21 protein-coding genes and 1 pseudogene are annotated in these 19,472 nt (G+C 35.1%); all 22 read left to right on the forward strand.

All coding sequences use genetic code 11. The features are described from left to right. Nucleotides 1-270: 270 nt before the first annotated feature. The 22 genes and pseudogenes from EW093_RS15395 to EW093_RS15500 all read left to right on the forward strand — a co-directional run bounded on the left by EW093_RS15395 (nt 271) and on the right by EW093_RS15500 (nt 19,470). Nucleotides 271-1,602: a flagellar hook-length control protein FliK gene (locus EW093_RS15395; RefSeq protein WP_149569252.1), complete on the forward strand. Its 1,332-nt coding sequence runs from the start codon at nt 271-273 to the stop codon at nt 1,600-1,602. Nucleotides 1,603-1,614: 12 nt separating this feature from the next. After that, entirely contained in the window at nt 1,615-2,049 is a 435-nt protein-coding gene (flgD, locus tag EW093_RS15400) for a flagellar hook assembly protein FlgD (RefSeq protein WP_246745048.1), read from the forward strand. Nucleotides 2,050-2,063: 14 nt separating this feature from the next. Next, nucleotides 2,064-3,461: a flagellar hook protein FlgE gene (gene flgE / locus EW093_RS15405; RefSeq protein ID WP_149569253.1), complete on the forward strand. Its 1,398-nt coding sequence runs from the start codon at nt 2,064-2,066 to the stop codon at nt 3,459-3,461. 5 nt (nt 3,462-3,466) lie between these two features. Further along, nucleotides 3,467-3,670 carry a flagellar FlbD family protein gene (locus tag EW093_RS15410; protein WP_149569254.1) on the forward strand — a complete coding sequence of 68 codons (204 nt, stop codon included), beginning with the start codon at nt 3,467-3,469 and terminating at the stop codon, nt 3,668-3,670. 4 nt (nt 3,671-3,674) lie between these two features. Further along, nucleotides 3,675-4,451: a motility protein A gene (locus tag EW093_RS15415; RefSeq protein WP_149569255.1), complete on the forward strand. Its 777-nt coding sequence runs from the start codon at nt 3,675-3,677 to the stop codon at nt 4,449-4,451. A gap of 3 nt (nt 4,452-4,454) precedes the next feature. Further along, entirely contained in the window at nt 4,455-5,189 is a 735-nt protein-coding gene (gene motB, locus EW093_RS15420) for a flagellar motor protein MotB (RefSeq protein ID WP_149569256.1), read from the forward strand. A gap of 72 nt (nt 5,190-5,261) precedes the next feature. Beyond that, nucleotides 5,262-5,828 carry a flagellar basal body-associated FliL family protein gene (locus EW093_RS15425; protein ID WP_149569257.1) on the forward strand — a complete coding sequence of 189 codons (567 nt, stop codon included), beginning with the start codon at nt 5,262-5,264 and terminating at the stop codon, nt 5,826-5,828. A 13-nt stretch (nt 5,829-5,841) separates the two neighbouring features. After that, nucleotides 5,842-6,870, forward strand: a complete 1,029-nt coding sequence (gene fliM, locus EW093_RS15430) for a flagellar motor switch protein FliM (protein ID WP_149569258.1) — start codon at nt 5,842-5,844, stop codon at nt 6,868-6,870. Further along, the gene (gene fliN / locus EW093_RS15435; RefSeq protein ID WP_246745049.1) at nt 6,867-8,048 is read left to right on the forward strand and encodes a flagellar motor switch protein FliN; all 1,182 of its coding nucleotides are present in this window, start codon (nt 6,867-6,869) and stop codon (nt 8,046-8,048) included. Before fliM ends, fliN begins: the two co-directional genes overlap by 4 nt. Next, complete coding sequence (locus EW093_RS15440; protein ID WP_187759743.1) at nt 8,038-8,610, forward strand: flagellar biosynthetic protein FliO; 573 nt, start codon at nt 8,038-8,040, stop codon at nt 8,608-8,610. The genes fliN and EW093_RS15440 overlap by 11 nt, the downstream gene beginning before the upstream one ends. Nucleotides 8,611-8,630: 20 nt before the next feature. Further along, entirely contained in the window at nt 8,631-9,425 is a 795-nt protein-coding gene (fliP, locus tag EW093_RS15445; RefSeq protein WP_149569260.1) for a flagellar type III secretion system pore protein FliP, read from the forward strand. Between the two features lie 8 nt (nt 9,426-9,433). Continuing rightward, on the forward strand, nt 9,434-9,700 hold the full coding sequence (fliQ, locus tag EW093_RS15450; protein ID WP_149569261.1) for a flagellar biosynthesis protein FliQ: 267 nt from the start codon (nt 9,434-9,436) through the stop codon (nt 9,698-9,700). Beyond that, a complete protein-coding gene (locus EW093_RS17890) occupies nt 9,701-9,910 on the forward strand; it encodes a flagellar biosynthetic protein FliR (protein WP_149569262.1) in 210 nt (69 codons plus the stop codon). Between the two features lie 26 nt (nt 9,911-9,936). Next, the gene (locus tag EW093_RS15460; protein ID WP_342781938.1) at nt 9,937-10,485 is read left to right on the forward strand and encodes a flagellar biosynthetic protein FliR; all 549 of its coding nucleotides are present in this window, start codon (nt 9,937-9,939) and stop codon (nt 10,483-10,485) included. Next, nucleotides 10,478-11,611: a flagellar biosynthesis protein FlhB gene (flhB, locus tag EW093_RS15465; RefSeq protein ID WP_149569264.1), complete on the forward strand. Its 1,134-nt coding sequence runs from the start codon at nt 10,478-10,480 to the stop codon at nt 11,609-11,611. Before EW093_RS15460 ends, flhB begins: the two co-directional genes overlap by 8 nt. Nucleotides 11,612-11,622: 11 nt before the next feature. Beyond that, nucleotides 11,623-13,724 (forward strand): annotated as a pseudogene (gene flhA / locus EW093_RS15470) (flagellar biosynthesis protein FlhA). Then, nucleotides 13,721-14,863: a flagellar biosynthesis GTPase FlhF gene (flhF, locus tag EW093_RS15475; RefSeq protein WP_149569265.1), complete on the forward strand. Its 1,143-nt coding sequence runs from the start codon at nt 13,721-13,723 to the stop codon at nt 14,861-14,863. The pseudogene flhA and the gene flhF overlap by 4 nt, the downstream one beginning before the upstream one ends. 3 nt (nt 14,864-14,866) lie before the next feature. Then, nucleotides 14,867-15,769 carry a MinD/ParA family protein gene (locus EW093_RS15480; protein ID WP_149569266.1) on the forward strand — a complete coding sequence of 301 codons (903 nt, stop codon included), beginning with the start codon at nt 14,867-14,869 and terminating at the stop codon, nt 15,767-15,769. A gap of 71 nt (nt 15,770-15,840) precedes the next feature. After that, nucleotides 15,841-16,401 carry a hypothetical protein gene (locus EW093_RS15485; RefSeq protein ID WP_149569267.1) on the forward strand — a complete coding sequence of 187 codons (561 nt, stop codon included), beginning with the start codon at nt 15,841-15,843 and terminating at the stop codon, nt 16,399-16,401. Nucleotides 16,402-16,413: 12 nt separating this feature from the next. Continuing rightward, nucleotides 16,414-17,202: an RNA polymerase sigma factor WhiG gene (gene whiG / locus EW093_RS15490; RefSeq protein WP_149569268.1), complete on the forward strand. Its 789-nt coding sequence runs from the start codon at nt 16,414-16,416 to the stop codon at nt 17,200-17,202. 8 nt (nt 17,203-17,210) lie between these two features. Next, nucleotides 17,211-19,169 (forward strand): FapA family protein, encoded by a 1,959-nt coding sequence (locus EW093_RS15495; protein ID WP_149569269.1) that lies wholly within the window; start codon nt 17,211-17,213, stop codon nt 19,167-19,169. Further along, the gene (locus EW093_RS15500) at nt 19,150-19,470 is read left to right on the forward strand and encodes a hypothetical protein (protein ID WP_149569270.1); all 321 of its coding nucleotides are present in this window, start codon (nt 19,150-19,152) and stop codon (nt 19,468-19,470) included. Before EW093_RS15495 ends, EW093_RS15500 begins: the two co-directional genes overlap by 20 nt. Nucleotides 19,471-19,472 lie beyond the last annotated feature (2 nt).

The following is a 19,472-nucleotide window of genomic DNA, read 5'->3' on the forward strand; positions in this document are numbered from 1 at the left end:
ATTTAAACGGAGTTTTTACTTTTTTTTAATTAGTTTTAAACTGTTTTATTTGTTCCTGTAGGGCCTTTGTTGTCCTATCTAAAACACTATTATCCTTATCTAGTTTCCCAACTATATCTTTGAGCTATCTTTTACTTCGCTTGAAATCCTATTAAGAAGGGCTAGGGCGTTTAATATCTCATCTCCACCAATTTTATATCAGAAAATAATAGTTTTACTCATGAGAATTAAAAATCTTTCGATACTAATAAAAGAACAAGGGGATAATTCATGAGAATGATGTCAATGTCTGTTGCTAGGGAGATAAAACCTAAAGAGATAGATAATAAAAAACAACTTGAGAATAAGAGTTTAGAAAAACCTAATAAAATTATTGATCCTAAAGAGACCAATAACTCTAAAGAGGGTAAAGTTGTAGAGAAATCAAATTTTGCTAAAGAGTTAGAAGAAAAACTCTCTGCCCAAGATGATAAAAAAAGTCCTAAAGATAAAGAAGCTAATAAACTAGTTAAAAAGAGACTTGTTTTAAATAGTGACGAAATAAACTCTAAGTTAGATAAAAGTAGTGAGAAGAAAAAGAAACAGCTAACAGATGGTGTTGAAAAACTTAAAAATATTAAAAATTCTACTACTAACAAAAAAGAGGTAGTAAAAAATAAAACAGAAGATAAAAAAATAGATAGCGAAGTAAATCTTAAAAAAAGGGACAAGGACGTTGATTCCCAATCTATTGCTGGAAGTACGGTTGTAGAGGGAAAAAATGAGAGTGTTGATACTAATAAAAATAGTACACCCTTTGATACTGATAATAATGATAACGATAATGATAATAAAATAGATAGTCTAAAAAATGGTAAAACGGAAAATAAGCCTGAGATATCCCTTAATCTTGATACGAAAAGTAAAAAAGAGATTTTAGATAAAAAGAGTAATAAAGATAGTGATAAAAAAACTGAAGGTAATAAGAGTAAAATTACTGATTTAAGAACAAACAAAAAATTTGATGATGTTGTTGATAATAAAAAAAATATAAAAAATCAGGATGTTGAGGTTAAAAATAGTGAAGTTAAGTTTGAAGAGTCAAGCTCTGATGAAAACAGTACTATAACCCTTGGCTCAAAGGAAGTAACTGCCGAGGGAGATGGAGGTAAAACTCAAGCTCCTGTAATGAAAGAGGCGACCCAGATTCTAAAACAACAGTTAAAAGATTTTGGTAATGACTCAATAGTTAAGCAGAGCAGGTTCATTTTAAAGGATAACAATGTAGGGGAAATAAAACTTATTTTAAAGCCGGAATCCCTTGGTGAAGTGAAAATTAATCTTAATTTGAAACAAAATAGTTTAGCAGGACAAATAGTTGTCGAAAATAATAGTGTTAGGGAAATTTTTCAGGAGAATATGGCTCATTTATCAAAGGCCTTAGAGGACCAGGGGTACGATTCTGCTAATTTAGAGCTTTCATTAAATGATAAGGGTGAAGGTTCTAAGGATAATAAAAAAGAGAACAAGCAATATTTTAGTGATAGATTAAAAAAGATTGATCAAAGTGGAAATGTTATCAGGTATGGTTCTGCTACTTCTGGAATCAATCTAACAGCTTAGGAGGGCGTTGTTGTGAGTAATGTAAATATGTCAGGTGCTGAGTATGCAAAGGTTACAAGTGAAGTAAATAACTTTAATAAAGTACTTAATGATGGCAAAGTAAAAAGTCAAGATATGGGTAAGGATGAGTTTTTAAAAATTTTAATAACCCAACTTCAGAATCAGGATCCAACAAAGCCAATGGAAGATAAAGAGTTTATATCTCAAATGGCACAGTTTTCATCCCTAGAACAGATGAATAATTTAAATACACAATTTGAAAAAGTTTCAAATAATCTGGCAAGTAATCAGGCTGTATCCTTGTTAGGTAAAAATGTTTCTTTAACAGATTTAGGTGGAAACAATATAACAGGTAGAGTAGAAGCTGTAACTAGTGGTGCATATCCACAGATACAGGTTAACAATAGATTATATGACTATTCAAGTTTAGAAAAAGTAACAGAGTAAGGAGAGATTAGCTTATGATGCGTTCATTATATTCAGGAGTATCAGGTTTACAAAACCATCAAGTAAAGATGGATGTTTTAGGTAATAACATTGCAAATGTAAACACAATTGGTTTTAAAAAGGGACGAGTAACATTTCAAGATATGGTTTCTCAAAATATGTCTGGAGCTGCTAAACCTACAGAAGAGTTAGGTGGGGTTAACCCTAAACAGGTAGGTCTTGGAATGTCTGTTGCTTCTATTGATACAATACATACCCAGGGGTCTTTACAGACTACAGGGGTAAGGGAAGATCTTGCAATCCAGGGTGAGGGATTCTTTGTTTTAAAAAATGGTGATAAAGAGTTATATACACGGGCTGGAGCCTTTGGTGTTGATAAGGATGGAACATTTGTAAATCCTGCATCAGGTCTTAAGGTTCAAGGATGGTCAGCAGAGATTATTGATGGTCAAACCATTGTAAATACTGCCTCTGATCCAGGGGATTTATATATACCTATAGGTGGTAAGGATGCCGCTAGGGCTACAACTGAGGTTGAGTATGCTTGTAACTTACAAAAAACAACACCTGTAATACCAGAAAATGCATCGGCTGCAGAGATAGCTGAGGGGACATGGACTGTAACAAAGGATGTATATGACTCCTTTGGAGAGAAACATAAGTTACGAGTTGACTTTGTTAAAGATCCTGATTTTAATAACCAGTGGATAGCTACAGCAACAATTGATGCTGAGAGTGCTGCAGGTTCAAATGCAAGAATTTCAATTGGTGGTGCTGAAGCAGATGGTGATCAGTTTAGACTACAGTTTGATAACTTTGGAACACTGCAAAGAGCATTTTCAGGGGATGATATAAATGGTGGAATTAATACAGGAGATCTAAATGTTCAGATTACTTATGATGTTCAAGGATCAAATGTTGATACAGCGGTAGAGGGTTTCCAAACCCAAACTTTTAACTTAAACCTTGGTGAAGTAGGTAGTAATACATCATCAATTACCCAATATGGTTCATCTAGTTCTACAAAGGCTTTTGCCCAGGATGGATACTCAATGGGTTATTTAGAAAACTTTCAAATAGACCAGAGTGGTAATATTACCGGAGTTTATTCTAACGGAACAAATAGGGTTTTAGGTCAGGTAGCACTGGCTACATTTACAAATCCTGGTGGTTTAGAGAAGGCTGGGGAGACAAACTTTGTAGTATCAAATAACTCAGGGGATGCAAACATTGGTCCTAGTGGTATAGCCGGTAAGGGTAAGTTTATATCAGGTGCCCTTGAGATGAGTAATGTTGACTTAGCCGGAGAGTTTACCGATATGATCGTAACTCAAAGAGGTTTCCAGGCTAATAGTAAAACAATTACAACTTCAGATCAGATGTTACAGGAACTTCTGACTCTAAAGAGATAGTTTAAGTGATTGAAGTAACGTTTCTTGGGAAAAAAGGTGAGGTTATGTATTTAAATCCTCACCAAATTGAGTATATACAGTCAAAACCTGATACGGTTATTATGATGTTAAGTGGTAAAAAACTTGTAGTAGCAGAGAGTTATGAGGAAATATATAGAAGAATAGTTGAGTACCGTCGAGAAATTGGTGCTTTTAAAAATGAGGAATAGATAGATGGATTTAGCTTCAATTGGTGGATTTGTTCTTGGAATGGGTCTTATATTATGGGGTATTTTATTTGGTGGTAATGCCCTTGTTCTTTATTGGGATGCCCCTTCTCTAGTTATTGTTGTAGGTGGTTCATTTGCAGGTATGCTTGCAATGAGCCCTATAAGCCGAATAACAGCTTTAGGAAAACTTTTTGGTGTATTTTTTAATATGCAGGTTTTTAATAAAGAGGAGATTATATCCCAACTTGTAGCATTTTCCGAAAGTGCCAGAAAAGAGGGTTTACTAAGTCTAGATGATGCTTTAAATGATGTAGAAGATGACTTTTTACGAGGAGGAATGCGACTTGTTGTTGATGGATCAGACCCTGATGTAATTAAATCGGTTTTATATAGTGACCTTGATAAAATAGAGAGTCGTCACCAAAAGGGGATCGATTTTTTTGGAAACTGGGGAACTTTAGGTCCAGCATTTGGTATGATCGGTACTCTTATTGGTCTAATTGGTATGATGGCGAATCTTGAGGATATATCCTCTGTTGGTAAAAATATGGGTGTTGCCTTAATTACAACATTTTACGGTTCAATTTTAGCCAACTTATTTCTTATTCCTATACAGAAAAAACTAGAAGATAAACATCAGGATGAGATGTTAGTTAAAGAGATTATGGTTGAAGGGATTTTATCAATTCAAGCAGGGGATAACCCAAGAATTCTAGAGCAAAAACTATATACATTCCTTGCCCCAGACGAGAGACCGGCAGGTGGTGGCGGAGAGGAGTAATATATGGCTGATCCTGAACAAAAAAAATGCCCCAAATGTGAAGATGGAGCTCCAGCTTGGCTTGCAACATATGGGGACATGGTAACACTTTTAATGTGTTTCTTTGTTATTTTAATGAACCCTGAAGCTATAGATGGTGCAAGATTAGAGCTGATTTTGGCATCTTTTACAGGTTTAGGTCCCCTAGAAGGTGGTAATACCCTAGAGGTTGGAAACTTAGCTGAACTAGGTAACTCTGTAATGACCCTACCATCAACAGCAAAGGGTCGTGGATTAGATAAGGCTAGGCAGAGTGCAGTAAGTCTATTCTCTCCTGAAATTAAATCTAAACAAGTTATGATTAAAGAGGATGAGAGAGGGTTAGTTATATCCCTTGCAGGGGATTCCTTTTTTAGACCTGCTAGTGCAGAGGTTGATATAGAGAGATCCAGGGAGACTTTGAAAAAAGCAGCAGATCTTCTAAGTAGTTCCCTATTAAGCGATAGAAAGTTTAGAATAGAGGGACATACAGATTCAGGGGCTGTTGATCCAAATGGTAAATGGCCAAGTAACTGGGAATTAGCTAGTGCAAGAAGTAATAATGTATTAAAATATTTAGTAGAATTTGGTTCCGATGAGAGTCAATTTAGTACAGCATCTTTTGCTGATACAGTTCCTGTGGATACAAGTGGAACTCCAGAAGGGGATGCATATAATAGAAGGGTTGAAATAGTTGTTTTAGCCGATGGACATTTATAAGGTAAATAGTTTTATCTATTTGCATTATGTGAATTTTTCTGATATTGTAAAAAAATATGATAGGTGTAGTTTATGTCTGATGAAGAAGAGTTATCAAACGCTATAGAAGGTGATGATGGTTTTGATGCTGGTGGTGGTGTTCCATCTGCTGGTAGTAAGTCCAAAAGTGGTCTTGTAAAAATATTAACATGGGTTGTAGGTATAATTTGTGGTACAATATTTATTGTTACTGTAGTTGTTATAACAATTAAGGTTATAGATAGGGGTAATCAGTCCCAAAGTTTTGCCCAAGTATCTGAAGAGTACAACGCAAAACCTCCAATAATGGTTTTTTATGGATCTAATATGCCTCAAATACGGGGTAGAACTGCGGATAAAGTTCCTCAATCCTTTATTATAGAGTTAGATTTAGGTTATCCTGAGAGTATAAAAGAAGCTCTTTCAACTGAGATAACCTTAAGATTACCAGCAATTGTGGATCTGATTAGAAGTTATTTTAATAGTAAAAAGGCTGAAGAGTTATCCTACGAGAATGAGGAATTTTTAAAACTTCAGTTAAAAGAGAAAATAAATAGAATTTTAACCAATGGTCCTATTGAGACTGTTGTTTTTACAAAAAAAGATATATTTGCTTATTAAGGTTGGATAGTAGATGACAGAAGTTCTTTCCCAGGATGAGATAGACCAATTATTGACGGTTATTTCAGCCGGGGATGTTGAAGGTGAAGATACAAAACAGATCACAGATAGAAAAAACATAAAGATTTATGATTTTAAACGTCCTGATAAATTCTCAAAGGATCAGATAAGAACAGTTTCGGTTATGCATGATGCATTTGCTAGGCATACAACTACTTCTCTATCTGCAATGTTAAGGTCATTGGTAAATGTACATGTTGCCTCTGTAGACCAGTTAACATATGAAGAGTTTATACGATCTATCCCATCAACTACAGCTCTGGCTCTAATTAATATGGACCCTTTAAAGGGTTCAGCAATTTTAGAGATAGATCCAGCTATTACATTTTCAATGATTGATAGACTTTTTGGTGGCCCTGGGGAGAACTCTAAGGTTAACCGTGAGTTAAGTGATATTGAGCAATCAGTTATTGAGAGTATAATCGTAAGAATTTTAGGTAACCTTCGGGAGGCATGGTCCCAGGTAATAGATTTAAGACCAAGGCTTGGTAATATTGAGACTAATCCTCAGTTTGCTCAAATAGTTCCACCAACGGAGATGGTTATTTTAGTAACACTAGAGACTAGAATAGAGGATGTAGAGGGAATGATGAACTTTTGTATTCCATATCTAACTCTAGAGCCAATTATATCTAAACTTTCAGCACAATTTATGTATTCAACAATTAGACGTGGTTCCACTACGGAAAATTTAAACATATTAAAAGAGTCACTTTCTGTTATAGATGTTCTACTTTCTGCCGAAATAGGTAGTATGGAACTACCTGTAAGGGATGTAATATCAATACAGCCTGGGGATACCATACGACTACCAAATGTAAAGATTGGAGATCCTATGATCTTAAAAATTGGTAATAAGGCCAAATTTAAGTGTAGGCCAGGAATGGTTGGTAACTCTGTTGCAGTACAGGTTACTGAAAAACTAGAAGATATTACACCAGAAGAATTTGAAGAGTTAACAGGGGAGGATATTGACGAATGATGAGTGACGGTTCACTATCGCAAGATGAAATAGATGCATTATTATTCCAAGGAGGCAGTGATTCATTAGATGATTCATCTACTCCTAATATAACAGAGGCGGATAAGGATAATGTTCTCTCTTTAATAGATAAAACTAAAGAATCAATTTCAAATACGCTATCTGGAATGTTAGGGAAAAGTGTAAAACTCTCTCTAGGTTCTGCAGATATTACAAATAAAAGTTCACTTTTATCTAAACTGCCAGATGAAATGGTAGAGATAAAACTGGATTACAGTGGAGAGGCTCCAGGAGAGCATCTATATATAACAGAAAAAGATGATGCCTTAAAAATTGCAGGATTAATGTCTGGGCAAGATGGATTAGAACTTGATGCGATGGCACTTGCATCTATTGGTGAAGCGATTTCTCAAATAACTGGAACTCTTTTAACATCAATAGAGAGGGAGGCTAAAAAAAATGTCTCTCCATCAGCTCCAGAGGCTCAAAAAGTTCCAAAGGCGATGGTTAGATTCCCAGATGGCGATTTTGTATCAATTGAATTAATTCTAAATATCGAAGGGGATGGAACTGTTAAGTTTTATGAAATTTTTGATTCATCAATTGTTACAGCTTTAAACTTTCTTCCCCAGGATATCCCCCAAGCTCCTTCCTATATGGGTAATCAACAGCAACAACCACAACAGCAGCAACAGCAACAGCAGCAACCTATGAATATGGGGCAAAACCAACAGATGAATATGGGGATGGGACAAAACCAGCAGATGAATATGGGACAGAACCAACAAAATCAGATGGGAATGGGTCAAAATCCACAGATGATGGGTGGAGGTATGTATCAACAACCTATGTATCAGCAGCAGAATGTTCAAGGTGTTCAATATCCAAATCTAAATCAAGTTGATCTAAGTGGTATAGATAGTAGAAATATCGGCCTATTAATGGATGTTTCCATGGAGCTTACCGTTGAACTTGGTAGGACTAAGTGGCAAATCAAGGAGATTCTAGGTATTGGTGAAGGTACAATTATCGAGTTAGATAAGTTAGCTGGGGAACCGGTTGATATTCTTGTAAATAAAAACTTAATAGCCAGAGGGGAGGTTGTTGTTATTGACGAGAACTTTGGTGTAAGGGTTACTGAAATTGTATCTGCGGGAGCTAAATCCGTTGAGAATTAGAACATTAATAGTGATATTTCTATTCTCAATAAATTTTACTATCTTCTCTCAAGAGGGTAATGAAACAAAAAGAGATGAAGTTGATGAGACTAAGTTAAGCTTAACTGAGAATGCGAATAATACCCCTGAATTAGGTAATAATACCGTGGGGGTAAGGGACTACTTAGTCGTAGTTTTTGTATTAATACTAGTTATAGCTGCTCTTTACTTTGTTCTTAAGGTAATAAAAAAAGTTGGTGGTAATAGGGTAGGATTAGATAATGATTTAATACATGTTATATCAACAAAGGCTTTAAAGGGAACAACAGCCTTACATTTAGTTGAGGTTGGTAATCAGGTTTTTTTAATTGGAGCTACAGATAACAGTATTAACCCGATAGCAGAGATTACTGATAAGGAGACAAGGGATATGATTTCCTTAAATCTCTCCAGTGATAATGTACCACAAACATCTTTTTTTCAGTTTTTTTCAGATAAATTAAAAAGTAATAATATTGAAGAATCTAGTGAGCAGGCAACTCCCAAGGTTCAAACTAATAAGGATAAATTAGATAGATATTAATTTCACCTACTGGGGGGGAGATGAAAAAGTTTCTACTTATAATAGCTCTATTTTTAGCTGTTTTTAATATAAGTGCACAGGAGAATAATCCTGATGGTACAACAACTTTTGAAGAGGGGAATACTACACTTAACTCTATACCTTTTATTGATCTTGCAGTTAGGTCTCCAGAGGATAATAGGGAGGTAGCACTCTCTATACAACTTCTACTATTTTTAACTATATTAACCCTCTCACCAACTCTATTAGTCCTATTAACAGGTTTTTTGCGTATAGCAATTGTTCTAGACTTTGTAAAAAAAGCTCTCTCTCTACAACAGGTCCCTCCTAACTCCGTTATTTTTGGTATAGCCCTCTTTGTTACATCATTTGTAATGTGGCCAGTATTTACTCAGATGTACGATAATGGATTTAAGCCATTTAGTGAAGGACAGATCGATACAACTCAGATGCTTAATGAGGTAGAGAAACCTATAAGACTATTTATGTTTAGGCAGTTAGATGGACACTATGATAATGTTGAACTGTTTATGAGCCTACGGGATCTTCCTGCTCCAAACAATTTATCTGAAGTACCAACACATATATTAATACCAGCTTTTGTTATAAATGAGTTAACAGTAGCTTTTAAAATGGGTATATTAATATATCTACCATTTATAATTATAGATATGATAGTTGCATCAACACTGATGTCAATGGGGATGATCATGTTACCTCCAGTAATGATATCAATGCCATTTAAGCTTATTCTGTTTATATTAGTAGATGGTTGGAGTTTAATTGTATCATCCTTAGTTAGAAGTATCTTGTAGGAGGAATCATGGATAGTGCTATGATAACAGAGATTGTTAAACAATCAATTATTACAATAATTTTAGTAGCTGCACCAGTCTTATTAATAAGTATGATTGTAGGTCTTATTGTCTCCATATTTCAAGCAACAACTTCTATCCAAGATCAAACCTTGACTTTTGTACCAAAAATTATGGCTATTTTTGGAACATTAATTGTATTTGGACCTTGGATGGGGGAGACTGTAATTGATAAAACCCTTTGGATCTTTGGACTAATAGCAGAAGTTAGTTAGATGTTTTTAGAGAGTCTAGCAAATAACTCCGAAATCTATTTTCTCATTTTTGCAAGAATAATTGCCCTGTTTATGACGTCTCCTATTTTATCAAATGCAGTTGTTCCAGGAGTAGTAAGGAATTCACTAGCCCTAATGATAACTATAGTTATATATCCATTTGCAAAGGAGTATATGATACCAGACGATGCAATTTCCTTTTTTTTCTAGCCCTTGGTGAGGTTGCCCTTGGGATTATTACTGGTTTTTTTATTACGATTATATTTGCTATATTTCAATTAGCTGGTCAGATGTTTGCAGTTCAGATGGGTTTTGGTGCATCCCAGGTATTTGACCCAATGGCCCAGGTACAGATCCCTGTAATTGGTCAACTCTTTAACTTTGTTGCACTATTTATTTTTATTACAACTGGGGCTTTTCAAAAAATATTTATAATTGGAATTGTAAGATCCATAGAGTTTGTAAAGGCAACAGACTTAATAGTACAACAGGAGTTTTTATTAGATAGAGCTATTTATGCCTTTAGTACACTATTTTCCCAGGCTCTAATTATAGCTTTCCCAATGTTAGGCACATTGATACTTCTATCTGTAACAATGGGTTTGTTGGCTAAAGCGTCACCACAAATGAATCTTATGATGGTTGGTTTCCCAATTCAAATTACAATTGGTTTTGTTATGATAGCCTTTTCTCTGCCATATTTAATCGAAAAGTTTAGTATAATTTTAGATAATAACTTCTACTTTATTGCAGAGATATTCTCTAGGGTTGCAAACTATGAGTAGGGATCTATATTATAAATATGGTGAAGTTGACCTTCCTTATATAGGGCTTCAATGGTTTGCTGCAGAGGATGAAGGTCGAACTGAGGACGCCACAGAGCAGAAAAAAAAGAAGAGTAGGGAGGAAGGGAAAGTTGCAAAGTCATCTGAACTTGTAGCAGCCCTTGTTGTACTTCTGCCTATATCTACACTAGGTATATTAGGCTCTTTTTTTTGGGGAAGACTATACTCAATGATGAGGTTTTACCTATCTAATATCGATAGGTTTGAACTTATGGAGTTTGGTACTTTAATACCAAGTTTTTTTAGTTATTACGGCTCTGTAGTAGGGCCTATTGCCATAATTGCGGTGATCTCAGCAATACTAGCGAACCTATTACAGGTTGGGTTTCTTTTTACTACAAAGGCTATTGAGCCAAAGTTCGAAAAAATAGCTCCAAATATTGGGAAATATATAACCAAGACCTTATTTTCTATGGAAGCTGTTTATAATTTATTAAAATCAATTTTTAAGATAGGAATCATTGGATTTTTAGCTTATCTTAATGTAAAATCAATTATGCCAAATTTGGTGGTTCTTATGAATCACTCTATAACGGAGTCATTTTCATTAATTGCAGGAACAGCTTTTAAGATGATGATCCAAGCTGCTGTTATTATGCTTGCTATATCTATACCTGATTACCTTTTTCAAAGGAATCAGCATTTAGACTCTATAAAGATGAGTAAGCAGGAAGTTAAAGAGGAGTATAAGCAGATGGAGGGAGACCCCCAAATTAAAGGTAGACTTAAGCAGAAGATGCAAGAGATATTAAATAGTACTATGATACAAAACGTACCAAAGGCTGATGTAGTTGTTACAAACCCTACTCACTTTGCAGTAGCATTAGAGTATGATAGTCAGACCATGATAGCTCCAAGAGTTAGCGCTAAGGGTCAGGATAATATTGCACTTAATATTAAACAGGTTGCAAAGGATAATGGAGTTCCTATTATTGAGAATAAACCATTGGCTAGGGGTTTATATGCAGATACTGAAATAGGGGATACGGTTCCTGATAAGTATTGGAGTATAGTTGCAACAGTATTAGCGGAAGTTAAGAGAATTGATAAAAGTATTAGGGGTTAATTGTAAATAAGATGGCAAGTATTGGTGACAATGTAAAAAAAGTATTAGGTGGAAATACCGGGGATTTTGCCCTTGCATTTGGTATTATTGGTTTAATTGCAATTATTGTAATTCCAATGCCTACCGGCTTTTTAGATTTTTTAATGATTTTAAATATAGCAGGTTCAATAGTTATTATTTTAACTGTAATATATTCTAGAAGTGCATTAGATTTCTCACTATTTCCAACCATGTTATTAACCTCAACAATTTTTGGTCTATCACTAAATATCGCTTCTACAAGGCTTATTTTAACAAAGGGTATTAACTTCTCTGGAAGAATGGTTAGGGCCTTTGCTACAGTTGTTGTTGGAACAAGTGGGGCTGAGGGTTTAGTTGTAGGAATTGTAATATTTATAATAATTATAGTAGTGCAGTTTATGGTTATTACTAAGGGAGCTACTAGGGTTGCAGAAGTTGCTGCAAGATTTAGTTTAGATGCTCTTCCTGGAAAACAGATGTCAATAGAGGCTGAGTTTAATTCAGGTTCATTAACCGAGGATGAAGCTAGAAAGAAGAAGGAAGACCTACAAAAAGAGGTTAACTTTTATGGTGCTATGGATGGTGCTAGTAAGTTTATATCTGGGTCGGTAAAAGCTGGCCTTGCAATAACTTTTATTAATATAATTGCCGGTTTTATTATTGGGATAAGTATTCGTGGCGAGGCCGCAGGAGCTGCTGCTGAGGTATATACCCGTTTAACAATTGGTGATGGTTTAGTATCCCAGGTTCCAACCCTATTAATATCATTTGCAACAGGTTTAATGGTAACAAGATCCATATCAGATGGTACTTTTAGTGCCGATGTTAAAAATCAATTTACAAGAACTTCAAATATCTACTGGGTTGCATCAGTATTTTTATTATTATTATCTTTTATTAAGGGTTTTCCTTGGTACTTATTGGCACCTTTATCAGTCCTAAGTGGATATTTTGGTTATGTTTTAAGCCGTGGGGAGAGAATTAAAGAGGAAAATATTAAAAAAGAGGAAGAACAGAAAGCCAATAGTGTAACTAAAGAGCCAGAAGAGATGGCTCCTGTTGTCCCCTTAGATCCTCTAGCCTTAGAGTTAGGGTATGGCCTTATTCCCCTTGTAGATCAAGAACATGGAGCAGAACTTCTTAACAGAATTACAAAAATTAGAAGGGAAGCTGCCCTAGATTTAGGTTTGGTTGTTCCTCGAATTAGAATTGTAGATAATATGAGATTAGAACCAGCTGAATACTCCTTTAAGATTAGGGGGGTATCAGTAGGTAAGGGAATAATTAATTTAGGACAGTACTTGGCTATAAACCCGGGAGGGGAGAGGGAAGAGTTACCAGGTTCCCACACCACAGACCCAACCTTTGGGCTTCCAGCTATTTGGATAAATGATGACGTAAGGGATACTGCGGAGAGGGCTGGATATACAGTTGTAGACTCGCCATCAATTATCGCAACCCATCTAACAGAGATTATTCGTAACTTTGCCCATGAAATTTTAGGTAGGCAAGAGGTTAAGTCCATAGTTGATGCTCTTAAAGAGAACTTTTCAGCAGTTGTTGAGGAAGTTAATAAGGAGTTTAGTATTGGGGATGTACAAAAAGTTTTACAAGGCTTATTAAAGGAGCAGGTTTCAATTAGAAATATAGTCTCGATTTTAGAGACAATGAGTGACTATTCTGGAATTACTAAGGATACAAACTATTTAATTGAAAAAGTTAGACAATCCCTTGGTAGGCAGATATGTCAACAATACATTAGTGATGACAACATATTACACGTAATTACAATTGAACCATCCTTTGAACAGGAGATAATTGACTCCGCAATGGAGACTACTTCCGGGCGTATTGCAGCCCTATCCCCTGATCGGCAGAGACTTTGGATAAATAGTTTAACAAATGTTATGAATAATGTTGGAAACATGGGCTTTTATCCTGTATTATTATGCTCAGAATCGGCTAGGCCAATTGTTAAAAAAGTATTGAGAGGGATATTGCAGACTTAGCAGTATTATCAGTTCATGAAATATCTGAAAAGGTTAAGGTTGAATCCCTTGGATATGTATCATTAGAGGAAGTTAGCACATGATGTATTTTACAGAGACAGGCCGTACTCACCAGGAACTAATTTTATTAATTAGGGATAAGTATGGTCCTGACGCTACAGTTTTAAGTAGAAAGAAAATTACAGTAGGAGGTTTTTTAGGTTTTTTCCAGAAAGATGGCCTTGAGTATTCAGGTTATGTTTCATCAAAAGGTAGACCTAAACTCTCCGAAAACGATAAAAAAGAGCAGAAGAAAATTTTAGACAGTGTTAAAGTGGAAAAGAAGAGGGAAGACTCTCTACAAAAAATATTAGATGAAGTAAAAAGTCTAAAAGAGGATATTAAATCCGCCCCTTCCAATGAGGGTGGAGGTGAGTTACCTTCACTATTGGCCATTGAAAACTATCTCTTTGAGAACGACTTTTCCCTATCTTATATAAAAAAGACCTTGGATAGACTTAAGGCAGAACTCCCCTTTGCCGAACTTAATGATTTTGAAATTACAATGAACAGAGTTAATAGTTGGATTGAGGAGAGTATTACTATTCATCAGGATCGTAATAAAAAGAGAAATGTTTTTATACTTGTAGGTCCCACAGGAGTTGGGAAAACTACCACTATTGCAAAACTTGCCGCCCAAAAAGGATTAGGTATAGCAGGTAGCCAAAAGTACTCTGTTAGAATGATTACCATAGATAATTACAGAATTGCAGCAAAAAAACAGATCGAAACCTATGGTGAGATTATGGGAATTCCTGTTACATGCTGTGAAAGTTATGAAGATTTAAAGCGAGAAATTGATATTAATAGTGATGTTGATTACATTTTTGTCGATACTATAGGCAAAAGCCCAAAGGATTTTGTTAAGTTAGCAGAGATGCGACGGATTTTAGAGGGTTGTGGGCAAGAGTGTGAAGTCCACTTAGCTTTTAGCGCAACTACAAAAACATGGGATATTAGGGAGATTATGAAACAGTATAATCCCTTTGGTTATGACTCGGTTATAATAACAAAACTGGATGAGACTACAAGGTGTGGCAACCTAATTAGTCTATTACACGAACAGAAACAGAAGGTTTCATATATTACAACAGGTCAAATGGTTCCCCAGGATATAGAAGTTGCAACTAAGGAAAAAATAATGTCATTACTTGTTGGAAGTAAACAGGTAACAAAAGGATAATTTATGGCAGATCAAGCAGAATCGTTACGAGAGTTAATGAAAAATCAGAATGGTGATAATAGCAATACAAATACAGCTATACTTGAATCTACTCCAGAAAAAACAACGGGAAAAACAAGAATAATTGCTGTTGCTAGTGGAAAGGGTGGTGTAGGTAAAACTAACATCTCTGCAAATCTAGCTATTACATATGCTAAACTAGGAAAAAAGGTTGTAATTTTGGATGCAGACCTTGGGCTAGCTAATGTTAACGTTATTTTAGGAATAATCCCTAAATTTAATCTATACCATGTTATTAGAAAGCAAAAAACAATGGAAGAGATTATATATGAAACTGATTATGGAATAAGAATGATAGCAGGAGCTTCAGGTTTTTCTAGAATAGCAAATCTTACAGAAGATGAGAGACAAATATTTATCTCTTCATTCCAAGCATTTGATGATGCGGACATCTTAATTGTTGATACTTCAGCTGGGGTATCTGAGAGTGTTTTATCCTTTTTAGAAGCGGCTGATGATGTTATTATTGTAACAACACCAGAACCTACAGCAATAACTGACGCCTATGGGATTATCAAGGTTATGTCCACAGAGATAGATAGAACTGATCTAAATATTAAGCTTATAGTAAATAGAACCCAGTCAGTAATGGAAGGGAAAAAAGTAGCCACAAGGGTTATTAATATAGCAGGGCAGTTTTTAAATCAGAAAATTGATTATCTAGGTTGTGTTTTTGATGATATTGCGGTACAAAACTGTGTTAGAAAGCAGAAACCTTTTACTATTTATGAACCTAAATGTAAGGCTTCTATGTGTCTAGACCATCTAGTTCATAGACTTGAGAATATTGAGTACAAGGAAGGAAAAGGCCTTAATAGCTTTATTCGTAAATTCATAAATAAATAGAAATCAATAATTGCTTGACTGTAGAGGTTTTTTTACTTAATCTAATAGGGGGATTAATTAAAAAGGACTATATGGATTTAAATATTAATAATGTAAATAAAAAAATCGTAATCTTCTTTTCTGTTTTTAGCTTTATCCTAAGTTTTATCTCTGGAATATTTGCTGGAAGTAGTTTTATTAATCTCATTTTTAGTAGTATTATATCAGGCGTTGTTATAGGTTTATTAATAGTTGCACTAAATTTTGTTGTTATTATTTTTTTACCAGAACTTCTCGAGGATAGTGATCAGATTGATTCAGACACCTTAGATGGTAATAACCGGGTTGATATAGTAATGCCAGAAGAGAGTTATAAAGTACAATCTAGGAATGAAGATGATGATACTCTTGATGCTCAGGTAGGAGAAGATACAGGAGATACACTTGATTCTGGATTTAAAGAAGTTAGCTTAGGTAATTTAGAGAGTTTGTCTTCATCGGATTCATTAACCTCTGATGATTCACAGATAAAAGAGGATTTTTCTGAAAGTGATAGTTTCACACCCTCTGGTTCTAGTGGCTCTACAGGAGTAGAAAGTCACTCTGTAGAAGAGATGGCTAAAGCTGTAAAAACAGTACTTAAAAAAGATTAAAAAGGGATGAGCATGAGTGATGTAATGATTGACGGAATGACTGAAGCTGAAGTTTGGAAGGAGTATAAAAAAAGTGGTGCTCCTAGACTTCGTGATGCTATAATTGTACAGTATGCACCCCTCGTAAAATATGTTGCAGGAAAATTAGCTGTAAATATGCCAAGTAATGTAGATTTTGATGATTTAGTTGGTTATGGTACATTTGGTTTAATAGATGCTGTAGGTAAATATAATCCTAATAAGGATGTTAAGTTTAAAACATATGCAGTTACAAGGATAAGAGGGTCTATCTTTGATGAACTTAGAAGTATGGATTGGATTCCAAGATCAGTTCGTCAGAAGGCAAAGGAAGTAGATTTAACCGTACAGATATTAGAGTCCCACCTAGGTAGGACTGCCACAGAGGATGAGATTGCTGATTATATGAATTTATCCCTTTCTGATTTAAGAAAGACAATGGTAAAAATTAGTGGGACATCTCTTTTATCCCTAAATGAATTATGGAGTACTGGAAATGATAACGATAAGGTCTCTATACAAGATAGTATTGAGTCTCCTAGTGGCCTCCAGCCTGATGTTATTATTGAAAAAGAAGAGATAAAAAGGGTAATTGCAGAGGCTATAACAGAACTTCCTGATAATGAGAAGAAGGTTTTAGTTTTATACTATTACGAGGATTTAACCCTTAAAGAGATAGGACAAATCTTAGAAGTAACAGAGTCTAGAATATCTCAACTACATACAAGAGCTATTGTTAGATTGAGAGGAAAATTAACAAATATAAAAAAAGGTTTATACTAAGAGGTTATATGGTAACAGTCGACGATTTTCGTGAGTACATGACGGAGCAACTAAAGTTGGATAGAGAGAGAAAATCCGTCCAAGTAATTGGTCCTAGTGTTGATGAAGCGTTGTTATCTGCATCTGTTGAGTTGGGAGTACCTAAATTTAGTTTAGAATATGAAGTCCTTGATAAGGGTTCTAAGGGCTTTTTTGGTGTAGGAAGACGAGATTGTATTTTAATAGTTTATCAAAGAGAGAAAAAAGATCACTCCCTACTTACAGACTCTATTGGGGATGACTTTGGGCTTGGTTCGGATATACTAATTAATGAAGATGGTTATTTTACAATAAATCTTAGTGATAAAGGTGCAAACCTCCTTGTCCACGAACAAGTTGGAACAGGAGACCCTGTAAGTGTCGATGCCGTTATACATGGGCTAATAGAACGGGGTGTTGAGGGTTTTGATAGAGATGAAGTAGAAAGAGTTGTAGAAGAAAAGGCTGATGAATTTGTTAAAATTGGGGATTTTACCCATAACTCTTTAAATGATGCCTCCCTAGACATTTCTATTTCTCCAGATGAACTCTTAGTCGAAATGTACGTTACTCCTCCAGGTTTTGGTGGAATGAACCTTACTGAAGAGCAGATAAAAGACGCTTTAGAAGTTGGTGGTGTTCAGTTTGGTATACGTCTAGATCTTATTGAAGATTTTATTAAACATCCTATATACAATGAAAATTATGTGATTGCCGAGGGTCAACCTGTTAAAAATGGTGAGGACTCTAAGCTAATCTACAGCTTTAAACAGACAGGTGATATTGACTTAAAGCAGGATAAAGATGGTCGAATTGACTTTAAAGAGCTAAATAGATTTACAAATGTTGTAGAGGGCCAGCCCCTTGCTACTATTAAGCCTCCAGGTATTGGGGTTGATGGTAAAACAGTTTTTGGAAAATACATTCCGGCAACAGATGGAAAGTATATTGAGGTTAAGCTTGGTAAAAACGTATCTATAGTTAATGATAAAACAATAATAGCTGATGCTAGTGGTCAAGTTCTTCTTATTAACGGTAAAATAACAGTAGAAACCATACTTGTTATAGATGGTGATGTAAATGTAGAAACTGGTAATATAAACTCCCTAGGCTCTATTGTTATAGAGGGTAATGTAGAAGATGGATTTACAGTTAATGCCCAGGCAAATATCGAGGTTAATGGTTACGTTGGTAAATCCACATTAACTTCTGGTGGAGATATAATTGTTAAGCAGGGTATTAACGGTGGTGCAGGAACAGAGATCTCAGCTGGTGGAAGTGTATGGTCAAGTTTTATAACTAACTCCAGGGTAGAATCCGGGGATAGGGTTATAGTTAGTGATGGTATAGTTAACTCCCAGGTAGATGCTACTAAGAAGATACTTTGTAAGGGTAAAAGAGCAAAGATAGTTGGTGGACATTTAAGGGCTGCCCAAGAGATAAATGCAGCTGTTTTAGGTACTTCTGGTGGAACTGAAACATTAGTAGAAGTAGGATTTGACCCTAAAACAAAGGGTGAGATTGAAGAGTTGAGTAGTCAATTAAAGCTTTTAAGTAATAAGCTAGAAGAGGTTAATAAAAATCTTCACTCATTAGTTAAAATGAAAAAGATTAATAATGAGTTATCTGAAGAGAAAGAGAAATTCTTAAAAGAGTTAAAGGTTGAACATAATAATTTAACTAGACAGAAAAACAATCTATCCGATGAACTAAAAGAGAAGGGGGATTATCTTTCTAGTCTCTCTATTGAAGGTGTCGTTGGAGCATCAAAAGAGGTTTTCCCTGGTGTTGTAATAATGGTGGAAGATAAGGAGTACGAGGTTAAGAATGCTTTTAAAAAAGCTGTATCCTTTGTACTAGATCCTGAAGGGTATATTGTTACTAAGGATTATGTTGAGATACAAGAAGACATTGAAAGGAGATCCATTAATGTCGATAACGCCCCTTGATCTTCAAACTCTTTTTTTAAAGATGGCTAATGTTGGTAAAGAACAGGCTACTATTCAAAAATCTGTAGAAAATCAGCAGAAACGTGAGGCTAATCAATTAATTAAAGAAGAGAATAACCGGGATCATTCGGTTAATAGAGTAGATGAAGATAAGGCGACTGAAAAGATAAACGATAAGAGTAATAATCAACAACAGGATCGTCCTAAAGGTGAGAAAAAAGAGACGGATGAGGATCCAGAAGAGACGAAAAAGTATTTTACAGACCCTAATAGGGGACATAATATAGATATATCGGGGTGATA

Source organism: Thiospirochaeta perfilievii, from assembly GCF_008329945.1.
Classification (GTDB): Bacteria; Spirochaetota; Spirochaetia; order DSM-2461; family DSM-2461; genus Thiospirochaeta; species Thiospirochaeta perfilievii.

What these genes read in the sequence shown, in the direction of transcription:
- EW093_RS15425 (WP_149569257.1), top strand. Translation starts at nt 5,262, where the DNA reads ATGTCTGATGAAGAAGAGTTATCAAACGCTATAGAAGGTGATGATGGT.
- flhF (WP_149569265.1), top strand. Translation starts at nt 13,721, where the DNA reads ATGATGTATTTTACAGAGACAGGCCGTACTCACCAGGAACTAATTTTA.
- EW093_RS15395 (WP_149569252.1), top strand. Translation starts at nt 271, where the DNA reads ATGAGAATGATGTCAATGTCTGTTGCTAGGGAGATAAAACCTAAAGAG.
- whiG (WP_149569268.1), top strand. Translation starts at nt 16,414, where the DNA reads ATGAGTGATGTAATGATTGACGGAATGACTGAAGCTGAAGTTTGGAAG.
- EW093_RS17890 (WP_149569262.1), top strand. Translation starts at nt 9,701, where the DNA reads ATGTTTTTAGAGAGTCTAGCAAATAACTCCGAAATCTATTTTCTCATT.
- EW093_RS15480 (WP_149569266.1), top strand. Translation starts at nt 14,867, where the DNA reads ATGGCAGATCAAGCAGAATCGTTACGAGAGTTAATGAAAAATCAGAAT.
- flhB (WP_149569264.1), top strand. Translation starts at nt 10,478, where the DNA reads ATGAGTAGGGATCTATATTATAAATATGGTGAAGTTGACCTTCCTTAT.
- fliQ (WP_149569261.1), top strand. Translation starts at nt 9,434, where the DNA reads ATGGATAGTGCTATGATAACAGAGATTGTTAAACAATCAATTATTACA.
- EW093_RS15500 (WP_149569270.1), top strand. Translation starts at nt 19,150, where the DNA reads ATGTCGATAACGCCCCTTGATCTTCAAACTCTTTTTTTAAAGATGGCT.
- flgE (WP_149569253.1), top strand. Translation starts at nt 2,064, where the DNA reads ATGATGCGTTCATTATATTCAGGAGTATCAGGTTTACAAAACCATCAA.
- motB (WP_149569256.1), top strand. Translation starts at nt 4,455, where the DNA reads ATGGCTGATCCTGAACAAAAAAAATGCCCCAAATGTGAAGATGGAGCT.
- fliN (WP_246745049.1), top strand. Translation starts at nt 6,867, where the DNA reads ATGATGAGTGACGGTTCACTATCGCAAGATGAAATAGATGCATTATTA.
- fliP (WP_149569260.1), top strand. Translation starts at nt 8,631, where the DNA reads ATGAAAAAGTTTCTACTTATAATAGCTCTATTTTTAGCTGTTTTTAAT.
- EW093_RS15495 (WP_149569269.1), top strand. Translation starts at nt 17,211, where the DNA reads ATGGTAACAGTCGACGATTTTCGTGAGTACATGACGGAGCAACTAAAG.
- fliM (WP_149569258.1), top strand. Translation starts at nt 5,842, where the DNA reads ATGACAGAAGTTCTTTCCCAGGATGAGATAGACCAATTATTGACGGTT.
- EW093_RS15485 (WP_149569267.1), top strand. Translation starts at nt 15,841, where the DNA reads ATGGATTTAAATATTAATAATGTAAATAAAAAAATCGTAATCTTCTTT.
- EW093_RS15415 (WP_149569255.1), top strand. Translation starts at nt 3,675, where the DNA reads ATGGATTTAGCTTCAATTGGTGGATTTGTTCTTGGAATGGGTCTTATA.